Origin of the sequence: Psychrobacter urativorans, assembly GCF_904846695.1 — a bacterium.
GTDB classification, from domain to species: Bacteria; Pseudomonadota; Gammaproteobacteria; order Pseudomonadales; family Moraxellaceae; genus Psychrobacter; species Psychrobacter urativorans.
In genome coordinates this window covers 60820-84938 of record NZ_CAJHBR010000011.1, presented here as the reverse complement: position 1 = coordinate 84938, position 24119 = coordinate 60820, and the positions used below count along the sequence as shown (strand labels likewise).

Genomic DNA, 24119 nt, shown 5'->3' with positions numbered 1-24119 from the left:
AGCGTAACACCCCTCCAATATATCGAGTAACATCAATTTTACCAGCTATTTAAGCACTGAAATCAAGGCCAATATCTAAAGCGGTAGTACTATGAGTTAAATAACCCATAGCGATAAAATCCACTCCTGTTTTTGCTACTATTTGCACCGTTTCAGGGGTAATGCCACCCGATGCCTCGGTTTTGGCACGTCCTTTACACAGAGCGACAGCTTGCTGCAACACATCAGTGGGCATATTATCCAATAGCACTAAGCTAACCTCAGCATCTAACGCCAGCTTTAACTGCGCTAAAGTGTCGACCTCAACCTCAATAGGTATCAAGTGTCCGGCGAACTGTTTTGCTTGCTCAATAGCAGTAGTAATATCACCAGCGATGGCAATATGATTGTCTTTGATTAGGATCGCATCGTCCAAGCCCAAACGATGATTGCGACCACCACCACAGCGTACCGCATACTTTTGTACTATACGTAAGCCTGGAATAGTCTTGCGTGTGCAAGTAATCTGCGCTGGATAATCCGCTACGCTATCGACAATATGCTGGGTAGCACTAGCAATACCACTAAGATGGGTCAAAAAGTTCAATGCCGTGCGCTCAGCCGTTAACAGATGCCTAGCATTGCCACGTACAGTGGATAATACAGTATCAGCAGCTACCCGCTCACCATCAGTAACTGCGGCTATAAACTCAATCTGGCCATCGATTAACGCAAAAGCTAAACGCGCTAAGTCCATCCCGCAAATCACTCCGGCTTGCCGTGCCCGAATCTGCAATTGCGCTTGTTTCTGTGCTGGAATAGTCGCTTGGGAAGTAACATCACCGCGCCGGCCTAAATCCTCGGTCAGTGCCAACCTTACTAAGCTTTCAAGTAATACGGTATCTAATGCTGGTAGTAATGGCGATACTTGCTTACTCATCTAGTTGCCTCTTTATACGTCATACGTCATTAATTATAAATCACTGTATATAAGTGAGGTATAAACGAATTATACTGAAATATCATTAAACTCAATTTGAGCATAAATATAACGTAAAGTGAGCTTACTCGCAAGCCAAGTTGCTTTTTTATAGCCAATAGCTGAGTTTTATTGTGAGGTATTTATTCAGATCGAGACTGAAGTGGCCAATGAGGTTTCTATAGTGATACTAAATAAAATAGTAATACTAAATAAAATCAGTACAGACGTCACCGCGTATTACTAGTATAAGTTTTTCTTGCGGGCTACGTTGGTCGAGACTGCACAGTATCTATCCCAGTAGCACCTTGTTTTTAAATCTAATATTTGCTAGAGGCTTAACTATCATAAATAAGTTAACAGTTAATCGATGCTCACTATTTGCGTTTCGGTAGCCTACTATCCATAAGTAAGCTTTGTAATTCTATATCGTGAGCAAAACGATAGAGTTTGGCTGGACGGCCCCGTTGAGCGCTACTACTCTCGCCAGTAGGCAACACTAAGTTTTGAGAGTCGAGCAATCGGCGAAAGTTTTGCTTATGCAAAGGGATGCCTGATAAGGCCTCAATGCTTTGTTGTAGTTGCGATAACGTAAATACTTCGCTCATCAAGCCAAAAATTAACGGTCGGTATTCTATCTTGGCCCGCAGCCGAGAGATGGCAGTAGCGATAACTCGCCTATGATCGTAATACATCGGTATGCCCAGCATCTGTGCGCTAGTAACCGCTTGCTCATCAGACTCATACTCGTGTTCAGAGCTCAGCTGAGAGCTGGATTGATGACGAGGTTTGTAAATAGGCTGATAGTTGGGCGCTTCGGCAATCAATCCTGCTTCGTAGAGCATCTCATAACGTAACAACACATGCTCTGCGACCCAATCACTATCATTATCACTATCTATAGTTATGCCCCAGCACAAGCGTATACGTTGATAGCGTCTGTGCTTAACGGTAGCGTCCTCGGCACTATCTGCCCAGGCAAAAAGGGCAGGTACAATTAAGCTAGTAATAATCTCTGGCATACCCTGCAAATGATTTTCCCAAGGGAAGTAATCATACCAATCGCACCAAACGGCTTGCGTCTGCAGCTGTTGGGTCTGCGTCTCTTGTACTAAGCCAAGATAGCTGACATAGACCAAAGCATGACCCTCACGGTTACGGCGGTTGGTATCTACAAAAGTGTATAGCTGTTCAAGATAGCCCATCGGTTGTTGAGTTTGCTCCTCTACCCATTGACGTACTCCTGCTTGTAACGAGCGGTGTAGAGGCATAAGAGGACCATTAGGCAATAACTTACCTTGATCAACAGTTAATACTCTTGCGGTATGGTTAGTGATAGCTACGAGCACGGCGACTACTTCGGTAGTACCACTGCCCTGCTGATGCGCGTGTGAATAAGACAAGCTCATAGAGTCTATTATTATCCTTGAGAGTTAAAATTCTAAAAATATTGCTTAACCATGCTTAACTATGCTTAAAACGCTTGATAATTCTTAAAAACGTTTAAAAACGCTTAAAAGCACTTAAAAAAGCTCAAATACGTTTAAAGACTGATTATTACCATCCAGTATAGCCTGAATGGTATTTTTAATACTGTTTTATCCTTGTAGAGCCTTATATAGATGACAAAAACTTAGCTCAGACTAGCTAATAAATCGTAGCTTAAGCTCAGTTTTATAGAGAAATAATTTAAAAATATCTTGTATTAATGCTCAAAATGAGCATAATTAAAGCATTATTCAATAAATCTATTACTCTTTAACTCACTATGAGGCCTACGCATGACTAGTTATCCTTATGATGCGCCAACATTAAGCGCTGACAAGCGCAATGCCATCAAGCTCAATATCGAATATGCCAAAGCCAAAATACCAGTAGACTTACCACGCTCCGAACGTTTGCAAGTTGAAGAAAATATCAAACAGCTATTGATCGAACACAATGCGGTATTAGTCGCCCATTACTATGTCGATCCCTTTATTCAAGACTTAGCATTAGCGACTGGCGGCTGTGTCGGTGATTCATTAGAGATGGCCCGTTTCGGACAAGCACATAGCGCCCAAAATTTAGTAGTAGCTGGGGTGAGGTTTATGGGTGAGTCTGCCAAGATATTGAGCATGGAGAAAACTATTCTTATGCCAGATTTAGCGGCGGAGTGCTCGCTGGATTTAGGCTGCCCAGCTGATGAGTTTTCAGCGTTTTGCGATGCACATCCCGAGCGTACAGTAGTCGTCTATGCTAATACTAGTGCCGCTGTAAAAGCGCGGGCAGACTGGGTAGTGACCTCATCAGTAGGTATCGATATCATCCGCCACTTGCATCAGCAAGGAGAAACTATTATCTGGGGGCCTGACCGACACTTGGGGAATTATATTGCTCAACAGACAGGAGCAGATATGCTGTTATGGCAAGGCTCCTGTCTAGTGCATAACGAATTCAAAGCCACTGAGCTTGCACAGCTCAAAGCTGAATATCCCCAAGCAAAAGTTCTAGTGCATCCTGAGTCACCTGATAGTGTAGTGGCACTCGCTGATGTAGTCGGATCGACCAGCAAGCTATTACAGTCTACCTATGAGCTGGACGTAGATACTTTTATTGTAGCTACTGACTTAGGTATCTTGCACGAGATGCAAAAACGCTCGCCGAACAAGCGCTTTTTGGCAGCGCCCACTGCTGGTGAGAGTGCTAGCTGTAAGAGCTGTGCCTTCTGTCCTTGGATGGCTATGAATGGTCTACAAGGAGTTGAAAAGTGTTTGACTGAGGCAAATAGCACAAAATATGAAGTAACTTTGAGCGCAGAGATGGCCGTTGCTGCCAAAAAGCCTTTACAACGGATGCTTGATTTTGCTCAGTCACAGCAGCAACGAGTGGCGGCAAGTGGTGATATCGTCAAAGACCGCGCTTTATTCGCTAATGTTGGAGCAGCTTGATATGAGCTTAGTAGCCGCAACCGTACTGACAATAGATGAGGGTTTACTAATGCCAGACTATGAGTCAAATAATGCGGTTAACGCTACAGCCAACCTCGGTAGCGATAGTAGTATTGATGTTGATGTTAATGTTAATGTTAATACTGATGCTACTGCTACTAACCTCATTACTGACGTGCTTATTATTGGTGCAGGGTTAGCGGGAATAACTACCGCACTGGCCTTGCCTAATACGCTTAATATAACCGTCTTGAGTAAAGCCGGACTAGAAGAATGTTCCAGTCATTATGCGCAAGGTGGTATCGCTGCCAGCTTAGATAAAGACGACAGCGTTAATGATCATATTGCGGATACGCTTATTGCTGGTGCTGGCTTGTGCGCGCCTGATAATACTAGCCGTATTCTAACCAAAGGCCAGCAAGCGGTACAATGGCTATGCTCTCAAGGCGTACCTTTTACCCAAACTACACTGGCAGCGCAGAAGCAAAACTATAGTTCTACTGATAGTCTTGCTGATAGCCCTACTGATAGCCCTGCCGATAGCGCTACCTATAGTCTTAATAATAGCTCCAACCAGTCAAACGGCACTACTCAGTTAACCACCGCTGATCTACATTTAACCAAAGAAGGCGGACATGGCTGTCGACGGGTGGCTCATGCTGACGATGCTACTGGCCTTCATACTATGCAGGCCTTACTAGCAAAGGCTCAGCTGTCGACTAATATTACTATCCTGCCCTATCACGAAGCTTTACAGTTACTGACTAGCTCAGCGTCCACGCCTGTAGTGCCATTTACAGCAGTCAAATCACCCAATGTACCCAATGTACCCAATGCACCCAATGCACCCAATGCACCCAATGCTATTACCGCCATACATATCCAACCGCAAGGACAGCTGCCACGCCAGTGCCAAGGGGCGTTAGTATTCGATCACACTAAGCAGCAGCAATTAACTATAACCAGTCGCGCTGTCGTTATAGCCAGTGGTGGCTTAGGTCAGCTGTTTGCTCGTGCCAGCGCGCCTAATGTCTGTGTTGGCGACGGAGTAATGATGGCCTGGCAGGCTGGCTGCCGCTTAGCCAACTTGGAGTTTATCCAGTTTCATCCGACAGGTTTGGCGTTAGCAAACAGTAGCTTTTTGGTCTCAGAAGCCTTGCGGGGTGAAGGCGGACATCTATATTGCCCATTGACTGCTGAGCGCTTTATGGTGGCTATTGACCCACGCGCTGAGCTAGCGCCACGCGATATCGTCGCTCGTGCTATTGCAGCGCAAATTGCTACTAACGGCCTTGGCTTTGTGCATCTGGATGTCAGTCACTTGCCAGCATTGTTTTTGACTCAGCATTTTCCGCAGATTTATCAGACCTTATTAGCGCTTGGTATAGACCTCACTACTGACCCTATTCCGGTTGCGCCGACTGCTCATTATAGCTGTGGCGGTATAGTGACTTGTAGTGACGGTTTAACTGACGTTATAGGGTTATATGCTGCCGGCGAAGTGGCTTACACTGGCCTACATGGTGCCAATCGCTTAGCCAGTAATTCTTTATTAGAATGTGTGGTCGTTGGCCGTAATATTGCTGCGCATCTGCCAACCTATTTAAGCGCCCATCAATGGACTGCGCCCCTAATAGACAATGATAAACTTATAAGCTTATCTAGCTGCCTTGTATTAGATAAGCAGGCGTCAAGTACCCAGCTATTAGATAAACAGGCATCAAACAAAAAGCTCTCAGATGAACAGTCATTAAGTAAAAGCAAGAGCCTTAGCGCTAAAAACGGCAAAATCCAGCAGCACGCAACGAACCAGCAAAGCTCTAAACAAAGCTCTGAACAACAAATTATTAAAAAAATAAGCACTGAAAACTATAGTACTCAGTCAATTGAGTTAGCCAAGATCAGCATAGAGCTAAAAGCGCTGATGAGTAGTCACTTAGGTATTACTCGTAACGCTCAATCATTGCAGCAAGCGTTAATACAAATAAGCCACTGGCAGCAACAGCTTGCTGATATGAGACGTATAAAATCACTGTCGCTAGATATAGAGTGCTTAACGGTTAGCAATAGTTCTGTTACACTCAATGAATTAACCCAATTTCAGCTGGCACGTCAATTACAACTGGCTTCTTTGATTATACAATCAGCTTATCAACGTTGTGAAAGTCGTGGTGGACATTATCGACTGGATTATCCTACTTTAGCTAACCAAGCCACGGTCAGTGTCATTGAGCCAGAGGCCACTGAGATAAACTATGCTCAGCGCTATCAAGCGTATGCAATGGCAGAGAGTGGTTAGTCAAATAGTAGTCAGCCAAATGTGCATGGAAGCAGATTTAATCCCTTGGGTAAGCGGGTCAAGCCAATACCTTTAAGTAGAGGGTTGCGATGATGATGACTGATAGCGTGTTTATAATTGGACTGATGACTGTCGTCACTTTGGTTTGGGGTATTCTTGCCTTACCTCGTTGTCGTCAGCGTTTGCCCTCTGTTTATCTAATAGCCCGTTCTTGGTTGTGGATGCTAGCCGTGCTTAGCGTCTGCTACTTAATTGCTAAAATAAAAATCAATAGTCATTACCCTTATCAATGGCTGCTCGTTGGGCTTTTTTTGTTGATTGGTCTGCGTGGTAGCTATGAAATCAGTCGTTTGTGGCGCTTAGAAAGTAAAGCTAGGCTAATTCGTAAACTACAAGCGCGTGGCCTACAAGCAAACGCGGTCGCCATCCCTTATCCTAAAAAATTTGCTATTGACCATCCAAACAGTCTGCAAAATCATGATAAAAACAGCTCTCAGCACAACTATCAGCACAGCCCTCAAAAGCAGCCGCCTAATAACGCCCAAGCTTATGCCTATCTAAATGCTTTAGATATCATCTTTAGCTTAGCTTTTATCACCTTAATTATCAGTCTTATTTTTTTGCAAATATTGACTTGGCAGCGCCATGAATACGGAGTGCTGCTGTTTGTATTGTTCGCCAGCCAGTTTAATGATATTGCTCAGTATCTATGCGGTAAACTGTTTAAAGGCCGATGGTTCAAACGTGGGCTTGCTCCTAGGATTAGCCCCAATAAAAGTATCGAAGGGGCTGTTTTTGGTAGTTTATTTGCCGCCCTACTCGCAGCACTGTTAGGTGTTTGGCTAACGCCGTTTAGTTGGTGGTTATGCTTAATAATGGCTTATATGTTAGCAGTGTTAGGTATCGCCGGCGACTTATTAGAATCAGCCTTTAAACGTCAACATGGGGTCAAAGATACTGGCACTATACTTGCTGGTCATGGTGGAGTGCTCGATAGGATAGATAGCTTGCTATTAGGTGTGCCTTTATTCACATTGTTATATTTGTTGATAGGTTAGCTGGTTAAGGTTCTTTATCTAACTTACTGCGTAATAGCCGATTTAATAGCGGTTTAGGCAGCCGATTTAATAGCTGAACTATATGACGCATAGAGGACGGAAACACTGCCAGCTCTACATTATTATCGATAGCTTGCATAATATGAGTTACCGCAGTATCGATACTGATGATAAACGGCTTATGACTAGCATCGCCGTTATTCAAATCTCGTAAGGCTTGGGTATCAATATAACCGGGCGCTATGCAATTAACTTGAATAGCAAAAGGCGCAAGGGCGCAGCGATAAGCACTAGTAGTAGCGATCATGGCCCGCTTACTTTTGGCATAGAGACTGGCATAAGGATAATCCACCGTACCAGCAATAGAAGCGATACTAATTAGGCTGCGTTTAACTGAAGCAACTGACGAGTCACGTTCCTCCTCCTTTTGTGCTTTTAACTGCTGACTGGACCAGCTAAAGATCGCCTCAAAGGCTTGTAAATTAATCGCTAGCATCTGCTCACTATCGGCTTGGTTTAAATGATGAATACGCTCGTTAGTATAGCTACCGGCGCTATAAATAAGCCGCTCAAACCTCACCTTAGCTAACTTAGCCAGTAAGTCTTGGCGCTGAGTGCAGTCCGTTAAATCACAGAGATAAGTGCTGATATTCGGGTAGTCAGCGTTAATCTTGGCAATCTTAGTAGCGCTATGACCAACCACAGTTACTTGCCAGCCCAGCTGTTGATGCTTTACTGCTAGCGCCAATCCAAGACCGCTAGTGCCTCCTATGATAATGATATGCGCGGCTGCCTGATTAATAACTACCTGATTAGTAACTACCTGATCAGTACCTGCTATATTGATAACTGCTAGATTAGGCATTTATAGCCCCTGCTGCTGGATATAATCTGCGGTGCGCTGATAGCCATATTGCCATTGCGCCTGCATCTGCTCTACAAAACCATCGTAGTCACTATGTATAAGCTCAACCGTAAGCTGCTGGAGACTAAAGCGTTTTTGTACTTGTCCGCTTAGCTGCTGACCATTATCCGCAAACGGTAACCAATGCAATGGACTGTTGTCTTGCCCTGAAGCATTAGGAGAATGATTAGCAGAAAACTGAGGGTGAATACTGGGTGAAAAGCTTGGTGAAAAACTATGCACTTGTGCCAAACGCTGATTGGGATCAAAACCAAATACCCGCTGAATCGCTGGCGCGGCAAGCCAAAGATCGTAACCAGCTTTGCTTTCAGCAAATACTGTAGTTGCCAACTGACAAGCCAGCTCTACAGGAGTCAGGTTAATCACTCCGCCTAAGCACCAGCCCAAATCCTGGTCCTCTATTGGCGGTAGATAATACATATCAGCCATAGAAGCCCGCACAGCGGTAGCGAAATCCCACTCAGTCACAGTCTTAACTGCTGGTTGAATGCGTCCATTGGCTAAAAAGTGCGCAGGCGCTACTAAGGTGTTACTTAGTGCTAGCTCTGCGTTGTCATTAGCGTTTAGTGATAAACGTTTTGGCGCAAATAACAGCTCTTGTAATTGAGCGCTACCTTTAGCTGTCTTAGCCTGCAATGCAGCAACATTACTATCATGGTGATGAGCTGAATTAACCGCTGGCTGTAAACGACTGGCGATAATAGCTATGTCTGGTGCACTATGCTTAAAACTGCCCTCTTGCCTAGCATCAGATAAAACGTCTTTGGGTAAAAACTGCAATAGCTCATCGAGCCATTGCTCCTCATTATCAACCCGAAACATTGCTAACTGCTGTAGTTCATCCAGCAACTGTTTATGAGTCTCAGCCAGTCGAAGGTGGCGCTGGGTGGTATTACGGGACAAACGCCAACGCTTAATAGCCTGCGTGCTATAACGCAGCTTTAGACCAATATTAGCTTCATGCGCTGCTACGTGTCTGATAGCTTTGATTACTCGGTATAACTCAGCACTATAAGCCAATTGCTGCAACTGTTTAGGATCAGGTGCAAGGTGAACCAGCAACGCTGATAAGCTACCGCCGCAAGTACCGATAATAATATCTGGGGTCAGATCATTATCGACTAGCGCCGCATAGCTACCCAAATAGTAGCCAAAGCGTGAGCCGCCACCTGAGAATAGCTGTAAGCGCTCATAAAGTTTATTGCTCTGAGCCATCATTAGCTGGCAGCCCGCTGTTGCTTGCCTACTGTGAGAGACTGATCCTTGATTACTGGCCGCTTTATCGCTAGCGATACCGTAAAGATACCAAACTTATCAATGCGCATAGCGATTTTATCAAAGCCAGCGTCATCAACTAGCTGATCCATTTCAGCTTGCGAGCGGCAACGCATTACCCAACTGCTACCTCGATGATTATTCAAAGTTTTACTAATAAACTCTTGCTCAGGGTGCCAAGGCTGATTGGTATAAAGTAAATAACCCTGCTCTTTTAAGCTAGCATATATTCCTGTTAAGGCAGTAGCTGGCAGCGTATTGTCCGAAAACAACTCAAATACCCCAGAAGCGATGGCCATATCGAATTTTTCGCTATTGTTATCTTGCTGATAACTGGCCGGATCAAAGGCATCTCTTTGACAAGCCAGCACTCGATCGCCAAGATTTAGACGCTGTGCCTTGGCCTGTAGCGCCTGAATATTATGAGTATCATAATCACGTAGTTCAGCTTGTAGCTCAGCAAAGCTAGTTAATAGATCAAAGGCATAAAAGCCATGACCACAAGCGATATCTAACAGCTTTGGTTGATACAGCTTTGCTTCATAGGGTTTTGATTGATAGGGTTTTGATTGATAGCCCTGATGTAAATCGCCCTTACCCTGAGTGTCGTCATGCTTATTTTTATAGTTATTTTTTGATTCAATCTCTGCTAGTGCGTGCGCTCCTAGCTCTAATATATGCTCGCGGCGGATACGAATACCTTGCCAGCCAATATTATTAAGATAGAACTTATCGACAGCTTTACCTAAGCCGCCTTTGCCACTAGGCTGATTATAGTAGACATGATCCAGTGAGTTGCCTGAGTCAAAACCATGCTCTAGACCTGTGGCGATAGCGGAGCTGACTTTACCGAATTTTTGCATAGCAAAACGCGTGATGGCAAAGTTGGCATTGAATGGCTTAATAGCTAAGCGATCAACTTTATCTTTACTAGCGCTACTCAAATGGGCGCTACGTAGATCAGTAGTGGCAGTAGTAGTACTAAAGACTTGCGCAGCGAACTCAATACAATCAGCAAATACTTCAGCTTTATTAGTCTCATGAAAGATAGCATGATAGCTATCCGGATATAACTGCCAGCGCTTAGTGGCAGTATTAATAGCGTCATAAAAGCTACGTTCGGCTTGCTTGTCGACGACATAATCTTTGCCCGCACACAGAATAAACGTTGGCACGGTAATCGCTGCGGCGTCATCTAGCAAACGCTGCCCAGTTGCATGAGTGTCGATTAACAGATCGGTTGAAATACTACTCGATATCAAGGGATCGGCATTATAGGCTTGCTGCGCCTGTTTATCATGAGTTAAAACTTGTGCCTTGACGTAGCTGCTGACCCGAGCCATAAGCCCAAGGGTACGCGCGACTTTTAGGGTTGGAATAGCAAACGGCATATATAAACGAATACTTAGCGCCGGCGTGCCTAAGATCATAGCGCGAATATTAGGCGCATAGTCATGTACCCAAGCCGCGGCTAGCACTGCGCCAATACTGCTAGCGACTATTAAGGTATCTTCGATAGCTATAGTTGTTTGAGCGATAACCAACTGCACAAAATCATCCAAATCACGCTCAAGCTCAGTGACACTTTTGGCATGATCCTTGATACCCCCTGAGCGTCCATTACCACGCGCATCCCAAGCAAATACTTGATAACCAGCATTAGCGAACTGCTCGCCAAGCTCTGCTAATCGTCCTGAATGCTCATGGCCGCGATGCAATAAGATGACTTGTCGCAATGCTGAGGTGGCGTTTTTTAGGGTGTCTAAAGGCATAGTCAGCCAGTATCGATAATAAATAGCGGTGCCATCATAAGCGTTGTAGCAGCTCTCGCCAGCGATCAGATCAGGTACGGCAGTTTGGCGGCTAGCAGTCGGCTTATCAGCGCTTTGTTTATCAATGTTTGAGTGATCAAAGCTTGCAGCATTGACCATTTGACCGTTATCGAGCGCTTTAGTATCGATAGTATTAGTATTAGTATTAGTATCAATATCAATATCAATATCAATATCAGTATCAGTATCAATGTCAGTATCGAGAGCACTGGCAGATTTTTGCTCAGCCGCTAAAAGTGAGGTTGGCATAAGGTCATACTCCGAAGGGTAGCTAGCAGTATCAATAGAGACCAGCTTAGGCGAGAGCACCCGAGCTGCGCACAAACTTAAAGTAGATGTAGAAGCAGATTTAGCGAGAGGATTAGCGAGTAACAGCGAGCCCGTTAAACTAGGCGTAAAGGTGATATTAGGCTGAATATTAACCGCAATATTAGCTTGAAAACTATTAGCTTCAACAGTACTGGGCTTAATAACGGATGCAGTAGCAGACTTGAGCCTAGCAACTGGTGGATGACGCAATAAATAAAGCTCCGCCATAAAACGTAAACGATTTAGGCAAGTCTTGATCAATAAGGCTTGTATTAATAAGCCCAAAGATTTGGGCGCTATATTAGCAGTCAATAACGAAGGTTTTGTGCCCATTACTATACCAATGATACCGAGTAACAAGGCGCGATCACTTTTGCCCAGCGGTCCTTGGTTGGCTCGTACCTTAAAATACTGACTACTGATTATCGCCAGTAATTCGGTACTGACACTCAAAGTGATAAAACGGCTAATAGGCTGCAAATTAATTTGAAATTCACTTTTGCTATTAGCAATAGGGCTGATATGGGGTGACAAACTGGCGATTAAGGCGCTATCAGCAATAATATCACCCGCTTCGTTAAGCCATGCACCGAGCTTGGAAGCTTGTCCATGCTCACGTGCCATCATACCATCAATGGCATTGAGCGCCATGCGGATGAATAATGAGGTCGGCAATAATAGCCCTAGTATCGGCTTCTGTTGCGCAGGTTTGGCAATCACATAAGCGGTGCCCACGCTCAATAGTACTGCAGTCACTGTCACTTGGTTGGCAGTAACTTCATGCTCGACCAGCGTATCACTTAGCGGTCGCAGTTGATCTTGAAATTGACTTTTGAGCTGATATAGAGACATAGAATTGCCCCAGCGCCTATAGGCTTTAATCCCTTAATGTAGCAACAAAAAACTATAAGGTAAACTTATAAAAGCTTTTGTTAAAGCCTAAAGAACTGTATTTGAAAGGTCATTTTCACCTTTACTATGAATACTCTTGCCAACCCTGTTCTCGATACAGTATTAACAACAGTGCTAACCCCTAGCCACTGAACTAGTAAGCAGCAATACTGTATTAACGATAACTTTACAGCGCTAAAACCAACTTTTCTCTCAGCTAATTTGATTCGCTGATATCGGTATTGATAGGCCGATATGTTACAATCTCCAGCTTAATAAAAGTCTCTAGAGCCTGCACTATGCAAAGCCTAATTACCCTATTTCTCGTTCTGATGCCGCTGTTTATTGGTTTTGGTATTCCCTCTATTCCCAAGTTGACTGCCTTTGCCGATAAAGGTCTAACTTATCTAGTGTTTATCATCTTGACTCTGATCGGTATCGAGCTCTCACAAGTTGAAGGGTTGGGCAATCAGTTGGGCGAGATTGCACTGTATGTGACGGTATTATCGATATTGACTATCGGTGCTGGGTTGTTCGGACTGATGTTATTTGATCGTTTGAACCCTTGGGATACCAAACAGTCTACTGCCAAGTCAAAACAGCATCGAGTCAGTATTCGCGGCAGTCTAGTGCAAGTCATTTGCGTAGTAGTCGGCATGGTCATTGGTTATTTGCTGCCAGCAGGTTATATGCCACCTGAAAACACTATGACGGTGCTGCTGATGATATTGATTCTGCTGGTCGGCATAGGCTTAAAAGGCTCTGGCATTACTTTAAGAGAAGTACTACTCAATAAGCGTGGCGTTCAGATGAGTGTTATCTTTACGCTTGCGGTATTAGGTGGTGGGCTGCTATTTGCGCTGATATTCACTGATGTCTCATGGACTAAAGGCTTAGCCTTGGCATCAGGATTTGGTTGGTATTCGCTATCAGCTATCGTGATGACGGATGCTTATGGAGCAATTTGGGGCAGCGTGGCGCTGTTTAATGACTTGATTCGTGAGTTCTTTGCGCTAATATTTATACCAGTATTTATGCGTAAATACCCGTCAGCTGCAGTGGGACTGGGCGGGGCGACTAGCTTAGATTTTACTTTACCGATTATTCAACAATCCGGCGGTCTAAAAGTTATCCCACTAGCCATTAGCTTTGGCTTTATTATTAATATAGTAGCGCCAGTATTGATGGTGGTTTTTTCAGCTTTGGGGTAGAAATAAATAATAATAGTTAATTATCACTATTCAAACTTGACACAATGCTTGGCGTATTCACCATATCTTTTTATGTAATACTCATACTTAAGATTCGTTAAGTTACTCACGCTACTGCTTGCCATCAGAGTTGCGCGGCGCTGTTTTGATTCAAAACCTTCTAGTTCAAGCGCTTTAAAACTAGGATTTATATAATCTGTGTCTTTAAATAATAATTTATTGGAGCAATTATAAGTACGGATACGCTTAGCATCAATATTATGTTGCAAGACTAAAGTATTTTTAATGATAAGTGCTCGATTGCGTGATAAAGAATCAAAATCTAAAGTCTCTAAAGGCCCTTCACTAATTTCATTTGTAGCTACATGACCAAAAATAAAAGCACTAGCTTTTGGATACTCATTAAGCTTTTCTGCCACTTTCGCAAATTCTGTATCGTAAATAGCAGGTAAATGACTGCTCATTGATGGGAAAAATCCAACAAACTCTATTTCAAGCCCGCCCACGTCAAGCTCTACTAAACACCCTTTAGCATCCACCACCCTATGAGGTGGCGTGCCTGGACACTCGTCTATCCCATCAAGCACGCCATCGCCATCGCCATCTAGAATATCTGGCGTGAATGCGGCAGTATTTTCATAAATAGGCGTAGTTTTGGGGGCTTCAATTTCGGTAGTTTGACAACCTATTAAGTTTATAGATACCGTTAATAATAAAGCGCTATAACATTTTAGTTTAATCATCAACGCTAATATCCTTCAAGTTCCTTTAAAACAGCTACGTTCAAAACAACTGACGGCCATTACTATTATTAAAGCGTTCGTTATTCTACTCAACATTGCTAATGAGTGCATAAATACGCTGATTTAACCAACTGTTTTCGGCATCATTCGACGCAATTGGGCGATCTGAACCATAATAAGAAGTTTTGATACGGTTAGGATCAATGTCATACTTCATAATCATATAATTTTTGACTACTTCCGCGCGATACCTTGATAATGTCTGGTTGGTACTATTGTCTTCATGTTTTGATATATGCCCTTCAATACGCATGACAGCATCAGAATGCTCTTGCATCTTTTTGCCAGCTTTATCTAACTGCTCATAATATTCACTTTTTATCTCACTGCTATTTTCAGCATAGTATGCTCTAGCTTCCATTCTGAATTCATTTTCACCAAAAAGTAGAGAATGCGGACAGCCTCTTTTATCTATCACTATGTTATGGGAGGTGCCTGGACACTCGTCTAACTCATCAAGCACGCCATCGCCATCTGAATCTAGAATATTTGACGTGAGTGCGGCAGTATTTTCATAAATAGGCGTGGTTTTAGGCGCTACAATTTCAGTAGTTTGACAGCCGATTAAGCTTATCGATGCCGTTAATAGTAAAGCGCTGTAAAGTTTCATTGTTATCTTCCTTGATATAGTCAAACGCTAGCTTTTATTTATATAAAGTTAATAAAGAGAAATTTGAGCTAAGCCATTATCAAGTCTTTAGCAACCTGACAAGCCTTATCATGCCATTGGATAAATTCATCAATAGCTTTTGGCGCTAAGCTATTACTCATTTGTGGATTGCCAAAGCTCTTAACATAACGACAAGACTTATAATTTTTAGCAAATTTATCATAATCGCTAATCCACTGATGACGCATTTTTATCTCATTTTTCTGCTGTTCAAAATTCTCATATTGCTCTTCATCCATCGCGTCCAAGCTGGCATCATCAAGGCTAATATCTATAAACCAGAAATCATTAGCAGGGATTTGCTTGGCTAATTTATTATCATTGACCTCAGTCATCCGCCACGGCTTGGCAGTTAAACGCGCACGAAAGCACTGCTGCACTTGGCATAGACGTACATAATTATCATCGGCGTGGAAGTAGGTAAACCATTCTGCAACGACGTCATCGCTGGGCAAAACTAAATCATGGACCGCAATTAATCGAAATCCTGCTGGCGTTTCATACAGTCGAAACTGCTCATTGGGGTGACTAGCAACACGTTTTTGAAGCAGCGCAGTCATAAATGGCTTTAACTCGGCCAAATGCGCCTCATACTTCTGCTTATTTATTTGCAGTTGGGATTGCTCGTTTTTGTCCGCTTGCCACCATAAAAAAGCCGTACCTAATAACATCACGCCAATGAGCCAAAGCCAAGATAACGACTGCCATGCAATGATACTAGCCATAATAATAAATAGAATAACAAAGCCCCAAACTTGAAGTTTCATCGATGACGGTTTGTTTTTATCGGTTATTAATGTGCCTATAAGACCTTGTTTATGGTAATCATTGGGATATATTTGCTGTAGTAAGTCATCATTATCAACATCGACAATGGCAATGTTATCGACGTTCGCTACTTGTGCGCCATAGCTGTTGCGCGTAACTATCAGATGAGTAGTGGCTTTTGATCGTACGGACGATGATAAAGACTGCTCAGAGATAATTTGCTCACGAATAGGAATGCCATTGCCTTGGTTATATTGCTCCGCACGCTCACGACGGAGGATGTCCTCACCTGCCAGCCATTGCTTATGCGCCTCTATAACCCGCGCTTTGGCATGAATTAATGCTTCCGCTTGGCTAACCTCTGACCAACCATAACGCTTGATAGTGGCTTGCTTTTTGGTATTATCAAACTCAGTTTTTGCGTCAAAGCGCTGCTTATAGTGCGCCCAGTATTTTGGAATGAGCATGTGGTTTGCCTTTGGATAGTTGTTTTACATCGAAATCTGCTGATTGAATATTAAATAACTAATCTTTAGGCTCCGTAGCTACCTCGTAAACACGACGGTTCATGGACATCTCCTCTTCAGTATCAAAATCTGCAGTAGCTATCCCGTAAACTCGGCGGTTCATAGACTTACCTTCCTCAGTGTCAGAAGAGGCAATAGGATGCTTGGCACCATAACTGGTAGTACTTAAACGCTCAGGATTAATTTGATGCTTTAGTACAAGATAATTTTTGACGATAAGTGCTCTATTTCTTGCTAGAGCATTTGTTTGCAAGACTGCATCAGTAGCTGATACTTCATCGGTTGAAGCATGCCCCTCAATACTCATAGTAGCGGTATAGTACTCTTGCAGCTTTTGGGCCACTTTATCAAGCTCAAGCTGATACTCTTTTGATAGCTCACTGCTGCCCTTAGCAAAAAAACCACGATACTCCATCTTTAGTCCTATCCCAACACCAGAGTAAGGACAACCTTCTTCATCTGTTACTATGTTCATTGGCGTGCCTGGGCATTCATCTAACTTATCAGAATAGCCATCGCCATCGCTATCTAAAATAGCTTCAACAACAGGCATACCAATAATTTCAGTGGTTTGATTATGCGAAATAGGCGTTTGACACGCGGTTAATATTAAGGCGCTTACTAAAGTTAGAAGTGTATTTCTTGATTTAATTTTCATAGTATCTTGCCCTTAAAATTCGACGCATTGATCTGAATTCGAAAATACTTTATAGCTCTTATAAATCTTTTTATCAGACTGAGTAACTAAGCCATAAACTCGACGATTCATAGCTCTACCCTCTTCAGTATCAGAGGGCGCAATAGACCCTCTAACACCGCAATCGAGAGTAGTCATACGACTAGGCTCAATTTTGTGATTTAAAATTAAGTAATTTTTGATAATAACTGCTCTACTCTTAGCCAGCGAGTTCGATTGCAAATTTGAGGTAGAAGCTTCACTGACCTCATCCTCCGAGACATGAGCTTCAATTTTTATAGTAGCCTTATCATATTTATTCATTTGGTCTGCTACTTTATCAAGCTCATCATGATATTGTGGCAATAGCTCACTACTGCCTTTAATGAAAAAAGCACGATACTCCATCATTGGTGGCATGCCAGCAAGACTGACAATTTCAGCACATCCTCTTTTGTCCACTATCACGTTCTCGGTAGTATTTGCACACTGGTCTATCTCATCGATAACGCCATCACCATCGCTATCAACACTGACTGTAGCTACAGGTATATCGACAAGCTGCCCTGTTTGATTGGTTGATGTAGGGTTTTGCATTGAATTTTGGCAAGCTGTTAACATCAAAAAGCTAGAAAAAACCAACATCATTGTCCATAACCTATTTTTCATAGCTTATTCTCCTTATAAGCAAACCCTTAAACCCCACTAGCCTGCCTGGCGAACAGCCGCATTAATGGTTTTATCTTGCTAACCGCTGACATGCCTTCATTACGGATTTGTTGTATAGGACGAGTTTGCGCCAACTCGCCAGCGAATAGCCAGTTCAGTGCCGAGAAGCTATGCATCATTAGACTATTATGCGGACGGCGCAGGCGCTCATAAGTGCGAAGCGTTTGATTGCTACCCCATAGCCGACTGCCACTACGGACATAATCATGCTCTAGCTGCTCACATAACGCTCGTACGTCTAACATCCCTAGATTCAATCCTTGCCCTGCCAGCGGATGTACACCGTGAGCGGCATCCCCTATTAGCACTAAATTATCAGCAACATAAGACTTCGCCTGTTGCGCCGCTAATGGGAAGCTAGCGATAGACTCAATTTTGTTAATTGCACCCAGCTCGTAAGTACTAGCAGCAGCTAATTGATCAGCGATAAAACGTGGCGATTCTTCTATCAGCGCCAAAGCCTTATTGCGTGGTAAAGTCCAAACCACTGACTGCCAATGCTGCGGATTGGCTTTATCCTCTTCGGTAATATCAGCCAAAGGTAATAGTGCCAAAGTACCTGTAGGCAGCATCGCTTGACGAGCAGTAGCTTGATGTGGTTTATCGGTCTGAATAGCACAGCAAATAGCGGTTTGCTTATAGTCTAAAGTATCAAGCTCGATTGCTGCCTGCTTACGGACGAACGAGCCGCGACCGTCAGCGCCCACTACTAGCATTGCCTTGATAGCACGACCATCATCTAAAGTCACGTTATAGCCTTGCTGCGCCCCTAGCCAGTCCATCGCTACTACTTTCTGTCCTGAGATCACAGTCAGATAGTTACTGACGTCGTGTTGCTGGAGACCTTGCCATAATGCATGCTCAATCACTGCTGGCTCAACCATACTGCCTAGTATGGTCGGAGGACTAGTATTAGTATCAATATTAATATTAGCATCAGCATCACTGCTCTCACCAAACAGTAACTCGCCGATCCCATTAAGTTGCCAAACTTGCATTTGTGAGTAATCCGCTTTGCGTTGTGACTGTGCTATTTTTTGCCACACACCAATCTCTTTAAGCAAGTTAATACTGGCTAAACTTAAGGCATACACCCGAGCATCACGCTGGCTTAACTTTTCTGTCCAAGATTCAGCGCTGCGTTCAGGTGTGGCATCTACCAAAGTCACTGGACGCTTAGCCTGTGCTAATTTTAACGCCAATGTTGCCCCAACGATACCGCCACCGATGATGAGCGTATGGTTATTTTTCATAAGATATTCCTAAATATAAAGCAACGGTTATAGGGTGAATGGGTCACTTAGCCTACAATAATCTATACCAAGTTGAGAGATGACAATAAATATAAAAATTAGTTATTAGTATTAAGACTTTAACCCCATCGCATAAGTAGCGACTAACGGTTTGATATTAGGTAATTTGTCAAAAGCCACTAGCGCCACATTACGGGCCAGCTTAATCACTGGATTAGGATGAGTAAAGCCATGGACTACCGCATCACAGAAGCGAATCACCCGTTTTTGGTCAGTTTGTCGTGCTTTTTCATAACGTTTCAATAATTGGCTGTCACCAAGATCGTCGCCCTTTAACACTTGCGCGCTCATCATCTGGGCCAGCACATGGGCGTCACGCATACAGAGGTTAAAGCCTTGACCGGCAACTGGATGCAAAGTATGCGCAGCATTGCCCATAATCACACAACGACCGTCAACTTGTGATTTGGCTAGTACCCTAGTCAATGGATAAGCACCACGGCGACCTGCGGCGGTAAAAGTACCAGCACGAGTACCAAAGGCTTGTTGCAGGGTCGCTAAAAAGTGCGCATCGTCTTCTAAGTACTGCTGCTCTTCACCGTTCGGACAGACCCAAACCACTGACCGTCTAAAGCCGGTCTGATAATCATCATTGCCATCACTCTCAGGATCAGTCAACGGTAATACCGCTAGTGGTCCGGCAGGACTGAAGCGCTCAATAGCGACATGGTTATGCGGCTGATCAGTTTCTACTACCCCAACGATAGCGGTTTGCTGATAGTCATAAGTACTAATGCCAATATTCAATAGCTGGCGCACGTTGGAATCACGACCATCACAAGCGACTAGTACGCTGCCTTGTAACTGCTGCTCACCCTCTTCGCCAGCATAATAATTAAAAGTAACCGTCACCCCATCAGTTTGCTGATCGATAGTAATCACCTCAGCATTGTCTATGATAGTAATCAACGGCTGGTTTTGTACTGCTAATAACAGCTTACGCCCTAGCCAAGCGTTCTCCATTACTTGTCCAAAAGATTCAACTTGCTCTTCGGCCTTGTTTAATTGCGCCTTGCCAAAGCTGCCTTGCTCACTAATTTGTACCGCATCGATACGACAAGCATGGCTTTGCAGCTCAGACCAAAGACCTATCTCTTGATAAATCTGTATCGTACGCCGTGATAATGCCGTATTACGACTGTCTAAATAATGGCTGCGCGTGCGATCGTTCTCAGGACCAATCTCTGGATAGCGGTTTTTTTCTAATAAAGTACTAGCGATACCCTTATGCGCTAATAGCAAAGCAAAAGATAAGCCAACGTGACCACCGCCAACGATCAGTACTTGCTGCTCAGTAAGCTTTGCTTTAGGGGTCTGCTGGTCAACTTGCTTAGTTTTATTATGGTGAGAGGCTGGATAGGTAGGATCATTATTAACAGTAGAATTTTGCATTATTATTCCTAATCGCTTTTATTTAAGAAGTATTTAAAAGGTATTTCACAGCCAGTTAATGGCCGATTAAAATTTTGTCAAAATGTAATCACCGGCTTGATAGTTGTCACACCGTTTGATGCATTCATCGTTATATTACGATTTTGAATGCGTCCATCGATTGGCTATACGATAGCGGTTAATCAGCTATAAACTATCTGCTAGGTTACCACAAATTATCTTAGTTTCTGTGAACTTAACGCTACTGCTAAGCCTTGTTGAAGACTGGAGTGCAGGCTAGCTTAGTAAGCGGTAAATAATAGCTTAAGTGGTTGCACTCTATATACAAAACAGCCCAACTGTAAACCGCTAATACCTTGAAATTTAAATATTATCAACCATAATGAATGTAGGCTATTTATTTACTAACCCTAACTTTATCCTTACTAATAACCAATAAATCCGACTGTCATTTTTAGCATAATAAACCAATAGCAAAGCCGTTAACCATAAGCCAGATTCACTCACTACTTTATCTATTTAGCCCTTAGCCAATAATGGGCAAACATCATAAGGATATTCGCTTGACTGACTCCATGAACCGCCATGTAATATTTGAACATTTGACCCAAGCCCACCTAAAAACCATGCTCGGCGAATACAATCATCACCTAAAATATATCCAAACTCGTCTCGATATTAAAATAAGCCAACGCCAAGGTGACTTCTGCCTAACTGGGGATCTAACGGGTATTGAGCGTGGTGAACGTATCTTGTATAAATTAGCCGACGAAGCGCAAAACTCTAAAGACATTACTCCAGAAGAGTTACATCTTATTATCCAATCTAGCATTTCGCGCGATCAAGATATAGAAGACGACGAAAAACAAGCCGCTAGCAGTGATGATGAGCATCCCGATGCTGCCAGCGAATTCACTCCTATTAGTTTACGGACTCGTAAAGGTAGAATCATTCCACGCGGCGGTAACCAACAAAGCTATGTTAAAAACGTCTTAACCTCTGATGTCTCCTTTGGTATTGGCCCTGCTGGTACTGGTAAAACTTATTTGGCCGTCGCTTGTGCGGTAGATATGATTGAGCGTAACGAGATTGAACGTATTTTATTAGTGCGTCCAGCGGTAGAAGCGGGTGAAAAGCTAGGATTCTTACCAGGCGACTTATCACAAAAAATCGACCCTTATTTACGCCCCTTATATGACGCTCTGTATGAGATGTTAGGTTTTGAAAAAGTAGGTAAAATGCTGGAACGCCAAGAGATTGAAGTAGCGCCTTTGGCTTATATGCGTGGTCGTACTTTGAATAACTCTTTTGTCATTTTAGATGAGGCACAAAACACTACTCCTGAGCAGATGAAGATGTTTTTGACTCGCTTAGGCTTCGGCTCACGAGCAGTGATTACGGGTGATATTACTCAAGTCGACTTACCACGAGGTAGCAAATCAGGCCTTACCCAAGCTTTGGAAATCTTAAGTGGTATTGAAGAGATTCATATTACTAAGTTTGACTCAAAAGACGTGGTACGCCATCAGTTGGTACAAAAAATCGTTGAAGCTTATGATGTGTTCGATGATGAGCAATTGATACTTGAAGAAAAGCGCAAGCAAGAGCGTTTAGCTGAGCAAGATCGTAGAGCAGCCATTGCTAACGCTGCTGCTAAGCTATAATTAGCAGCTTTAACTTTTAAACTTTTGAATAAGCAAATAGTTAAACGCTTAGCTTTTTGCACGCTACTGTTAAAAAACGAAAAACCAGACTAATAATAGTCTGGTTTTTTATGCTTTAGATTAGGGCGTGTTATTATGATTAACCTGACATCGACAGCTGATATGCTTGAGCATAGCTTAGATACTACCATATAAGCTGTATTAATTGATAAAAAGAGCCAGATATGACACAAGCTAATGATGATGGCACTACTAATGCCAATACTGACAATGCCAATACTGACCATACTAATAACGATCCTATGGTAGCTACTAGTCTTCAAGCAGCTGAGATAACTATTAGTGCTATCGACACTATTGACGAGCAACTCATCAATAGTTTTTATACTGAAGAGATCCTACAAACGGCACTGAGCGCAACCTTAGCTTATATTGATAAGCGTATGCAGGACGGTCTACAGCTGCCGTACTTTGCAGATATTGATAACGCCACATGGCAACAAAAACCTAAAGCTTTAGAAGTCTATATAACTGACGCTAGCGAAGGACGTGAGCTCAACATGGAGGCTCGTGGTAAAGATAAGCCGACTAATATTTTATCTTATCCCAGCCAGATGCCTGCCAGCATTATTGAGCTGATGCCGACTTTGCCATTAGGGGAGTTGATTATCTGTCATGAAGTGATGGTACGCGAGGCGCAAGAGCAGAATAAAAGCGTGGCCCAGCATATTAGCCATTTATTAATACATGGCATCCTACATTTGCTAGGTTTCGATCATGAGCTAGGTCAAGATGAGCAGGACGAGATGGAGAGCTTTGAGATAGATATTTTACAAGCACTAGGCTTAGCTAATCCTTATTTATAGCTTTATCACATTGCTTATAGCGTTACTTATAATCTTTGTTAAATGACAAGCCCTGCAGTACAGGTTATAAAATGAGACTGGCTATAGATAACGGCAACTACCATTCATTTTAACAGGGCTTCAAACATCATTAGTCTTTAGTCATAGGTAGCTTTTGTGACTGATCCATATTGTTGATCATTTGATCTAATCCCTTGATATGTACGCTACGCTGCGGGAAGGGAATGTTTATATTTTCATCGTCGAATACGTTTTTGAATTGCTCAAGCAAGTCGCACTGCATCGACCACCAGTCGGCATTGGTAGTCCAAACGTTCAAAGTCAAGTCGACAGAGTTATCCCCTAAGTTGGTCACGCGAACGATAGGTTCAGGATCATTGAAAGCTACCGGATTATCATGGGCTAGCTTTAATATCAGGTCTTTGACGACTTTTATATTGGCATCGTAGCCAATACGGATAGTAATATCGACACGGCGGTTGGGCAGCGAAGTATAATTGGTCACTGCCGAAGTGGTGATACTGCTATTTGGGATAATAATATCGTGATTATTGATAGTAGTAAGATGAGTATTAACTAAAGTAATCTCGCCTACTGTACCAGTGAAGTTACTAATTTGTACATAATCGCCTTTAACGAAGGGGCGAAAAGTCACAATCATAATACCAGCAGCAAAATTTGACAGCTGATCTTTGAGTGCCAGTCCTATAGCGACCGCTGCACCACCCAAAATAGCCACTACTGAAGTAGTATGGACACCCACTTGATTTAGCGCCGCCAAAGCAACGATGACTATTAGCACCCCATAGAGCATACGACTCAGAAAGTTAGCAGCCGTCACATCTACTCGGCTACGAATCATAATACCATGCAAAATTCTGGTAGCTTTCTGAGCTAGCCAGCGTCCTACAGTAAATATCAATAAGGCCAATAAAATTTTAAACAATAAGCTCAACATACTATCTGTCAAGGTAGCTACATCTAAGGTAAATCCTAAAAATTCCATATCAATTCTTTATTTCA

General features: G+C 43.1%; 19 protein-coding genes. 6 read left to right on the top strand and 13 right to left on the bottom strand.

All coding sequences use genetic code 11. The annotated features are described in order from the left end of the window. Nucleotides 1–49 precede the first annotated feature (49 nt). Together nadC and JMY09_RS08840 are read right to left on the bottom strand one after the other, a co-directional pair. The gene (nadC, locus tag JMY09_RS08845) at nucleotides 50–919 is read right to left on the bottom strand and encodes a carboxylating nicotinate-nucleotide diphosphorylase (RefSeq protein WP_201623225.1); all 870 of its coding nucleotides are present in this window, start codon (nucleotides 917–919) and stop codon (nucleotides 50–52) included. A gap of 416 nt (nucleotides 920–1335) precedes the next feature. After that, a complete protein-coding gene (locus JMY09_RS08840) occupies nucleotides 1336–2367 on the bottom strand; it encodes an NUDIX hydrolase (RefSeq protein WP_201623224.1) in 1032 nt (343 codons plus the stop codon). 372 nt (nucleotides 2368–2739) lie between these two features. On the opposite strand from JMY09_RS08840, the gene nadA reads away from it, so the two are divergent. From nadA to JMY09_RS08825, 3 genes are all read left to right on the top strand, one after another. Then, nucleotides 2740–3888, top strand: a complete 1149-nt coding sequence (gene nadA, locus JMY09_RS08835; RefSeq protein WP_201623223.1) for a quinolinate synthase NadA — start codon at nucleotides 2740–2742, stop codon at nucleotides 3886–3888. 1 nt (nucleotide 3889) lies between these two features. Continuing rightward, a complete protein-coding gene (locus JMY09_RS08830) occupies nucleotides 3890–6187 on the top strand; it encodes an L-aspartate oxidase (protein WP_201623222.1) in 2298 nt (765 codons plus the stop codon). A gap of 92 nt (nucleotides 6188–6279) precedes the next feature. Further along, nucleotides 6280–7245, top strand: a complete 966-nt coding sequence (locus tag JMY09_RS08825) for a phosphatidate cytidylyltransferase (protein WP_201623221.1) — start codon at nucleotides 6280–6282, stop codon at nucleotides 7243–7245. A gap of 4 nt (nucleotides 7246–7249) precedes the next feature. On the opposite strand, the gene JMY09_RS08820 is transcribed toward JMY09_RS08825, so the two are convergent. Genes JMY09_RS08820 through JMY09_RS08810 form a run of 3 tightly spaced genes read right to left on the bottom strand, consistent with a single transcriptional unit; the run spans nucleotide 7250 to nucleotide 12438 of the window. Then, a complete protein-coding gene (locus JMY09_RS08820) occupies nucleotides 7250–8110 on the bottom strand; it encodes an SDR family NAD(P)-dependent oxidoreductase (protein WP_201623220.1) in 861 nt (286 codons plus the stop codon). Beyond that, the gene (locus JMY09_RS08815; protein WP_201623219.1) at nucleotides 8111–9388 is read right to left on the bottom strand and encodes a patatin-like phospholipase family protein; all 1278 of its coding nucleotides are present in this window, start codon (nucleotides 9386–9388) and stop codon (nucleotides 8111–8113) included. Beyond that, a complete protein-coding gene (locus tag JMY09_RS08810) occupies nucleotides 9388–12438 on the bottom strand; it encodes an alpha/beta fold hydrolase (RefSeq protein ID WP_201623218.1) in 3051 nt (1016 codons plus the stop codon). The genes JMY09_RS08815 and JMY09_RS08810 overlap by 1 nt, the downstream gene beginning before the upstream one ends. Before the next feature lie 338 nt (nucleotides 12439–12776). On the opposite strand from JMY09_RS08810, the gene JMY09_RS08805 reads away from it, so the two are divergent. Continuing rightward, entirely contained in the window at nucleotides 12777–13688 is a 912-nt protein-coding gene (locus JMY09_RS08805; protein ID WP_201623217.1) for a lysine exporter LysO family protein, read from the top strand. Nucleotides 13689–13714: 26 nt separating this feature from the next. Here the strand turns inward: JMY09_RS08805 and JMY09_RS08800 are convergent, their stop codons facing one another. From JMY09_RS08800 to JMY09_RS08770, 7 genes are all read right to left on the bottom strand, one after another. Beyond that, on the bottom strand, nucleotides 13715–14431 hold the full coding sequence (locus JMY09_RS08800) for an OmpA family protein (RefSeq protein WP_201623216.1): 717 nt from the start codon (nucleotides 14429–14431) through the stop codon (nucleotides 13715–13717). A gap of 85 nt (nucleotides 14432–14516) precedes the next feature. Beyond that, complete coding sequence (locus JMY09_RS08795; protein WP_201623215.1) at nucleotides 14517–15101, bottom strand: OmpA family protein; 585 nt, start codon at nucleotides 15099–15101, stop codon at nucleotides 14517–14519. 68 nt (nucleotides 15102–15169) lie between these two features. Further along, nucleotides 15170–16396 carry a hypothetical protein gene (locus JMY09_RS08790; RefSeq protein ID WP_201623214.1) on the bottom strand — a complete coding sequence of 409 codons (1227 nt, stop codon included), beginning with the start codon at nucleotides 16394–16396 and terminating at the stop codon, nucleotides 15170–15172. Nucleotides 16397–16454: 58 nt separating this feature from the next. After that, complete coding sequence (locus tag JMY09_RS08785; RefSeq protein ID WP_201623213.1) at nucleotides 16455–17114, bottom strand: OmpA family protein; 660 nt, start codon at nucleotides 17112–17114, stop codon at nucleotides 16455–16457. 12 nt (nucleotides 17115–17126) lie between these two features. Further along, nucleotides 17127–17801, bottom strand: a complete 675-nt coding sequence (locus tag JMY09_RS08780) for an OmpA family protein (RefSeq protein ID WP_201623212.1) — start codon at nucleotides 17799–17801, stop codon at nucleotides 17127–17129. A gap of 26 nt (nucleotides 17802–17827) precedes the next feature. After that, entirely contained in the window at nucleotides 17828–19114 is a 1287-nt protein-coding gene (locus JMY09_RS08775) for an FAD-dependent monooxygenase (protein ID WP_201623211.1), read from the bottom strand. A 111-nt stretch (nucleotides 19115–19225) separates the two neighbouring features. Next, complete coding sequence (locus JMY09_RS08770) at nucleotides 19226–20566, bottom strand: UbiH/UbiF/VisC/COQ6 family ubiquinone biosynthesis hydroxylase (protein ID WP_201623210.1); 1341 nt, start codon at nucleotides 20564–20566, stop codon at nucleotides 19226–19228. Nucleotides 20567–21141: 575 nt separating this feature from the next. On the opposite strand from JMY09_RS08770, the gene JMY09_RS08765 reads away from it, so the two are divergent. Together JMY09_RS08765 and ybeY are read left to right on the top strand one after the other, a co-directional pair. Beyond that, complete coding sequence (locus tag JMY09_RS08765) at nucleotides 21142–22230, top strand: PhoH family protein (protein WP_201623250.1); 1089 nt, start codon at nucleotides 21142–21144, stop codon at nucleotides 22228–22230. Nucleotides 22231–22454: 224 nt separating this feature from the next. Further along, entirely contained in the window at nucleotides 22455–23096 is a 642-nt protein-coding gene (gene ybeY / locus JMY09_RS08760) for an rRNA maturation RNase YbeY (RefSeq protein WP_201623209.1), read from the top strand. A gap of 130 nt (nucleotides 23097–23226) precedes the next feature. On the opposite strand, the gene JMY09_RS08755 is transcribed toward ybeY, so the two are convergent. After that, complete coding sequence (locus tag JMY09_RS08755; protein WP_201623208.1) at nucleotides 23227–24102, bottom strand: mechanosensitive ion channel family protein; 876 nt, start codon at nucleotides 24100–24102, stop codon at nucleotides 23227–23229. Nucleotides 24103–24119 lie beyond the last annotated feature (17 nt).

What these genes read in the sequence shown, in the direction of transcription:
- JMY09_RS08770 (WP_201623210.1), bottom strand. Translation starts at nt 20,566, where the DNA reads ATGCAAAATTCTACTGTTAATAATGATCCTACCTATCCAGCCTCTCAC.
- JMY09_RS08765 (WP_201623250.1), top strand. Translation starts at nt 21,142, where the DNA reads ATGAACCGCCATGTAATATTTGAACATTTGACCCAAGCCCACCTAAAA.
- JMY09_RS08775 (WP_201623211.1), bottom strand. Translation starts at nt 19,114, where the DNA reads ATGAAAAATAACCATACGCTCATCATCGGTGGCGGTATCGTTGGGGCA.
- JMY09_RS08755 (WP_201623208.1), bottom strand. Translation starts at nt 24,102, where the DNA reads ATGGAATTTTTAGGATTTACCTTAGATGTAGCTACCTTGACAGATAGT.
- JMY09_RS08795 (WP_201623215.1), bottom strand. Translation starts at nt 15,101, where the DNA reads ATGAAACTTTACAGCGCTTTACTATTAACGGCATCGATAAGCTTAATC.
- JMY09_RS08810 (WP_201623218.1), bottom strand. Translation starts at nt 12,438, where the DNA reads ATGTCTCTATATCAGCTCAAAAGTCAATTTCAAGATCAACTGCGACCG.
- JMY09_RS08815 (WP_201623219.1), bottom strand. Translation starts at nt 9,388, where the DNA reads ATGATGGCTCAGAGCAATAAACTTTATGAGCGCTTACAGCTATTCTCA.
- JMY09_RS08825 (WP_201623221.1), top strand. Translation starts at nt 6,280, where the DNA reads ATGATGACTGATAGCGTGTTTATAATTGGACTGATGACTGTCGTCACT.
- JMY09_RS08805 (WP_201623217.1), top strand. Translation starts at nt 12,777, where the DNA reads ATGCAAAGCCTAATTACCCTATTTCTCGTTCTGATGCCGCTGTTTATT.
- nadC (WP_201623225.1), bottom strand. Translation starts at nt 919, where the DNA reads ATGAGTAAGCAAGTATCGCCATTACTACCAGCATTAGATACCGTATTA.
- JMY09_RS08820 (WP_201623220.1), bottom strand. Translation starts at nt 8,110, where the DNA reads ATGCCTAATCTAGCAGTTATCAATATAGCAGGTACTGATCAGGTAGTT.
- JMY09_RS08830 (WP_201623222.1), top strand. Translation starts at nt 3,890, where the DNA reads ATGAGCTTAGTAGCCGCAACCGTACTGACAATAGATGAGGGTTTACTA.
- JMY09_RS08800 (WP_201623216.1), bottom strand. Translation starts at nt 14,431, where the DNA reads ATGATTAAACTAAAATGTTATAGCGCTTTATTATTAACGGTATCTATA.
- JMY09_RS08780 (WP_201623212.1), bottom strand. Translation starts at nt 17,801, where the DNA reads ATGAAAAATAGGTTATGGACAATGATGTTGGTTTTTTCTAGCTTTTTG.
- JMY09_RS08785 (WP_201623213.1), bottom strand. Translation starts at nt 17,114, where the DNA reads ATGAAAATTAAATCAAGAAATACACTTCTAACTTTAGTAAGCGCCTTA.
- JMY09_RS08790 (WP_201623214.1), bottom strand. Translation starts at nt 16,396, where the DNA reads ATGCTCATTCCAAAATACTGGGCGCACTATAAGCAGCGCTTTGACGCA.
- JMY09_RS08840 (WP_201623224.1), bottom strand. Translation starts at nt 2,367, where the DNA reads ATGAGCTTGTCTTATTCACACGCGCATCAGCAGGGCAGTGGTACTACC.
- nadA (WP_201623223.1), top strand. Translation starts at nt 2,740, where the DNA reads ATGACTAGTTATCCTTATGATGCGCCAACATTAAGCGCTGACAAGCGC.
- ybeY (WP_201623209.1), top strand. Translation starts at nt 22,455, where the DNA reads ATGACACAAGCTAATGATGATGGCACTACTAATGCCAATACTGACAAT.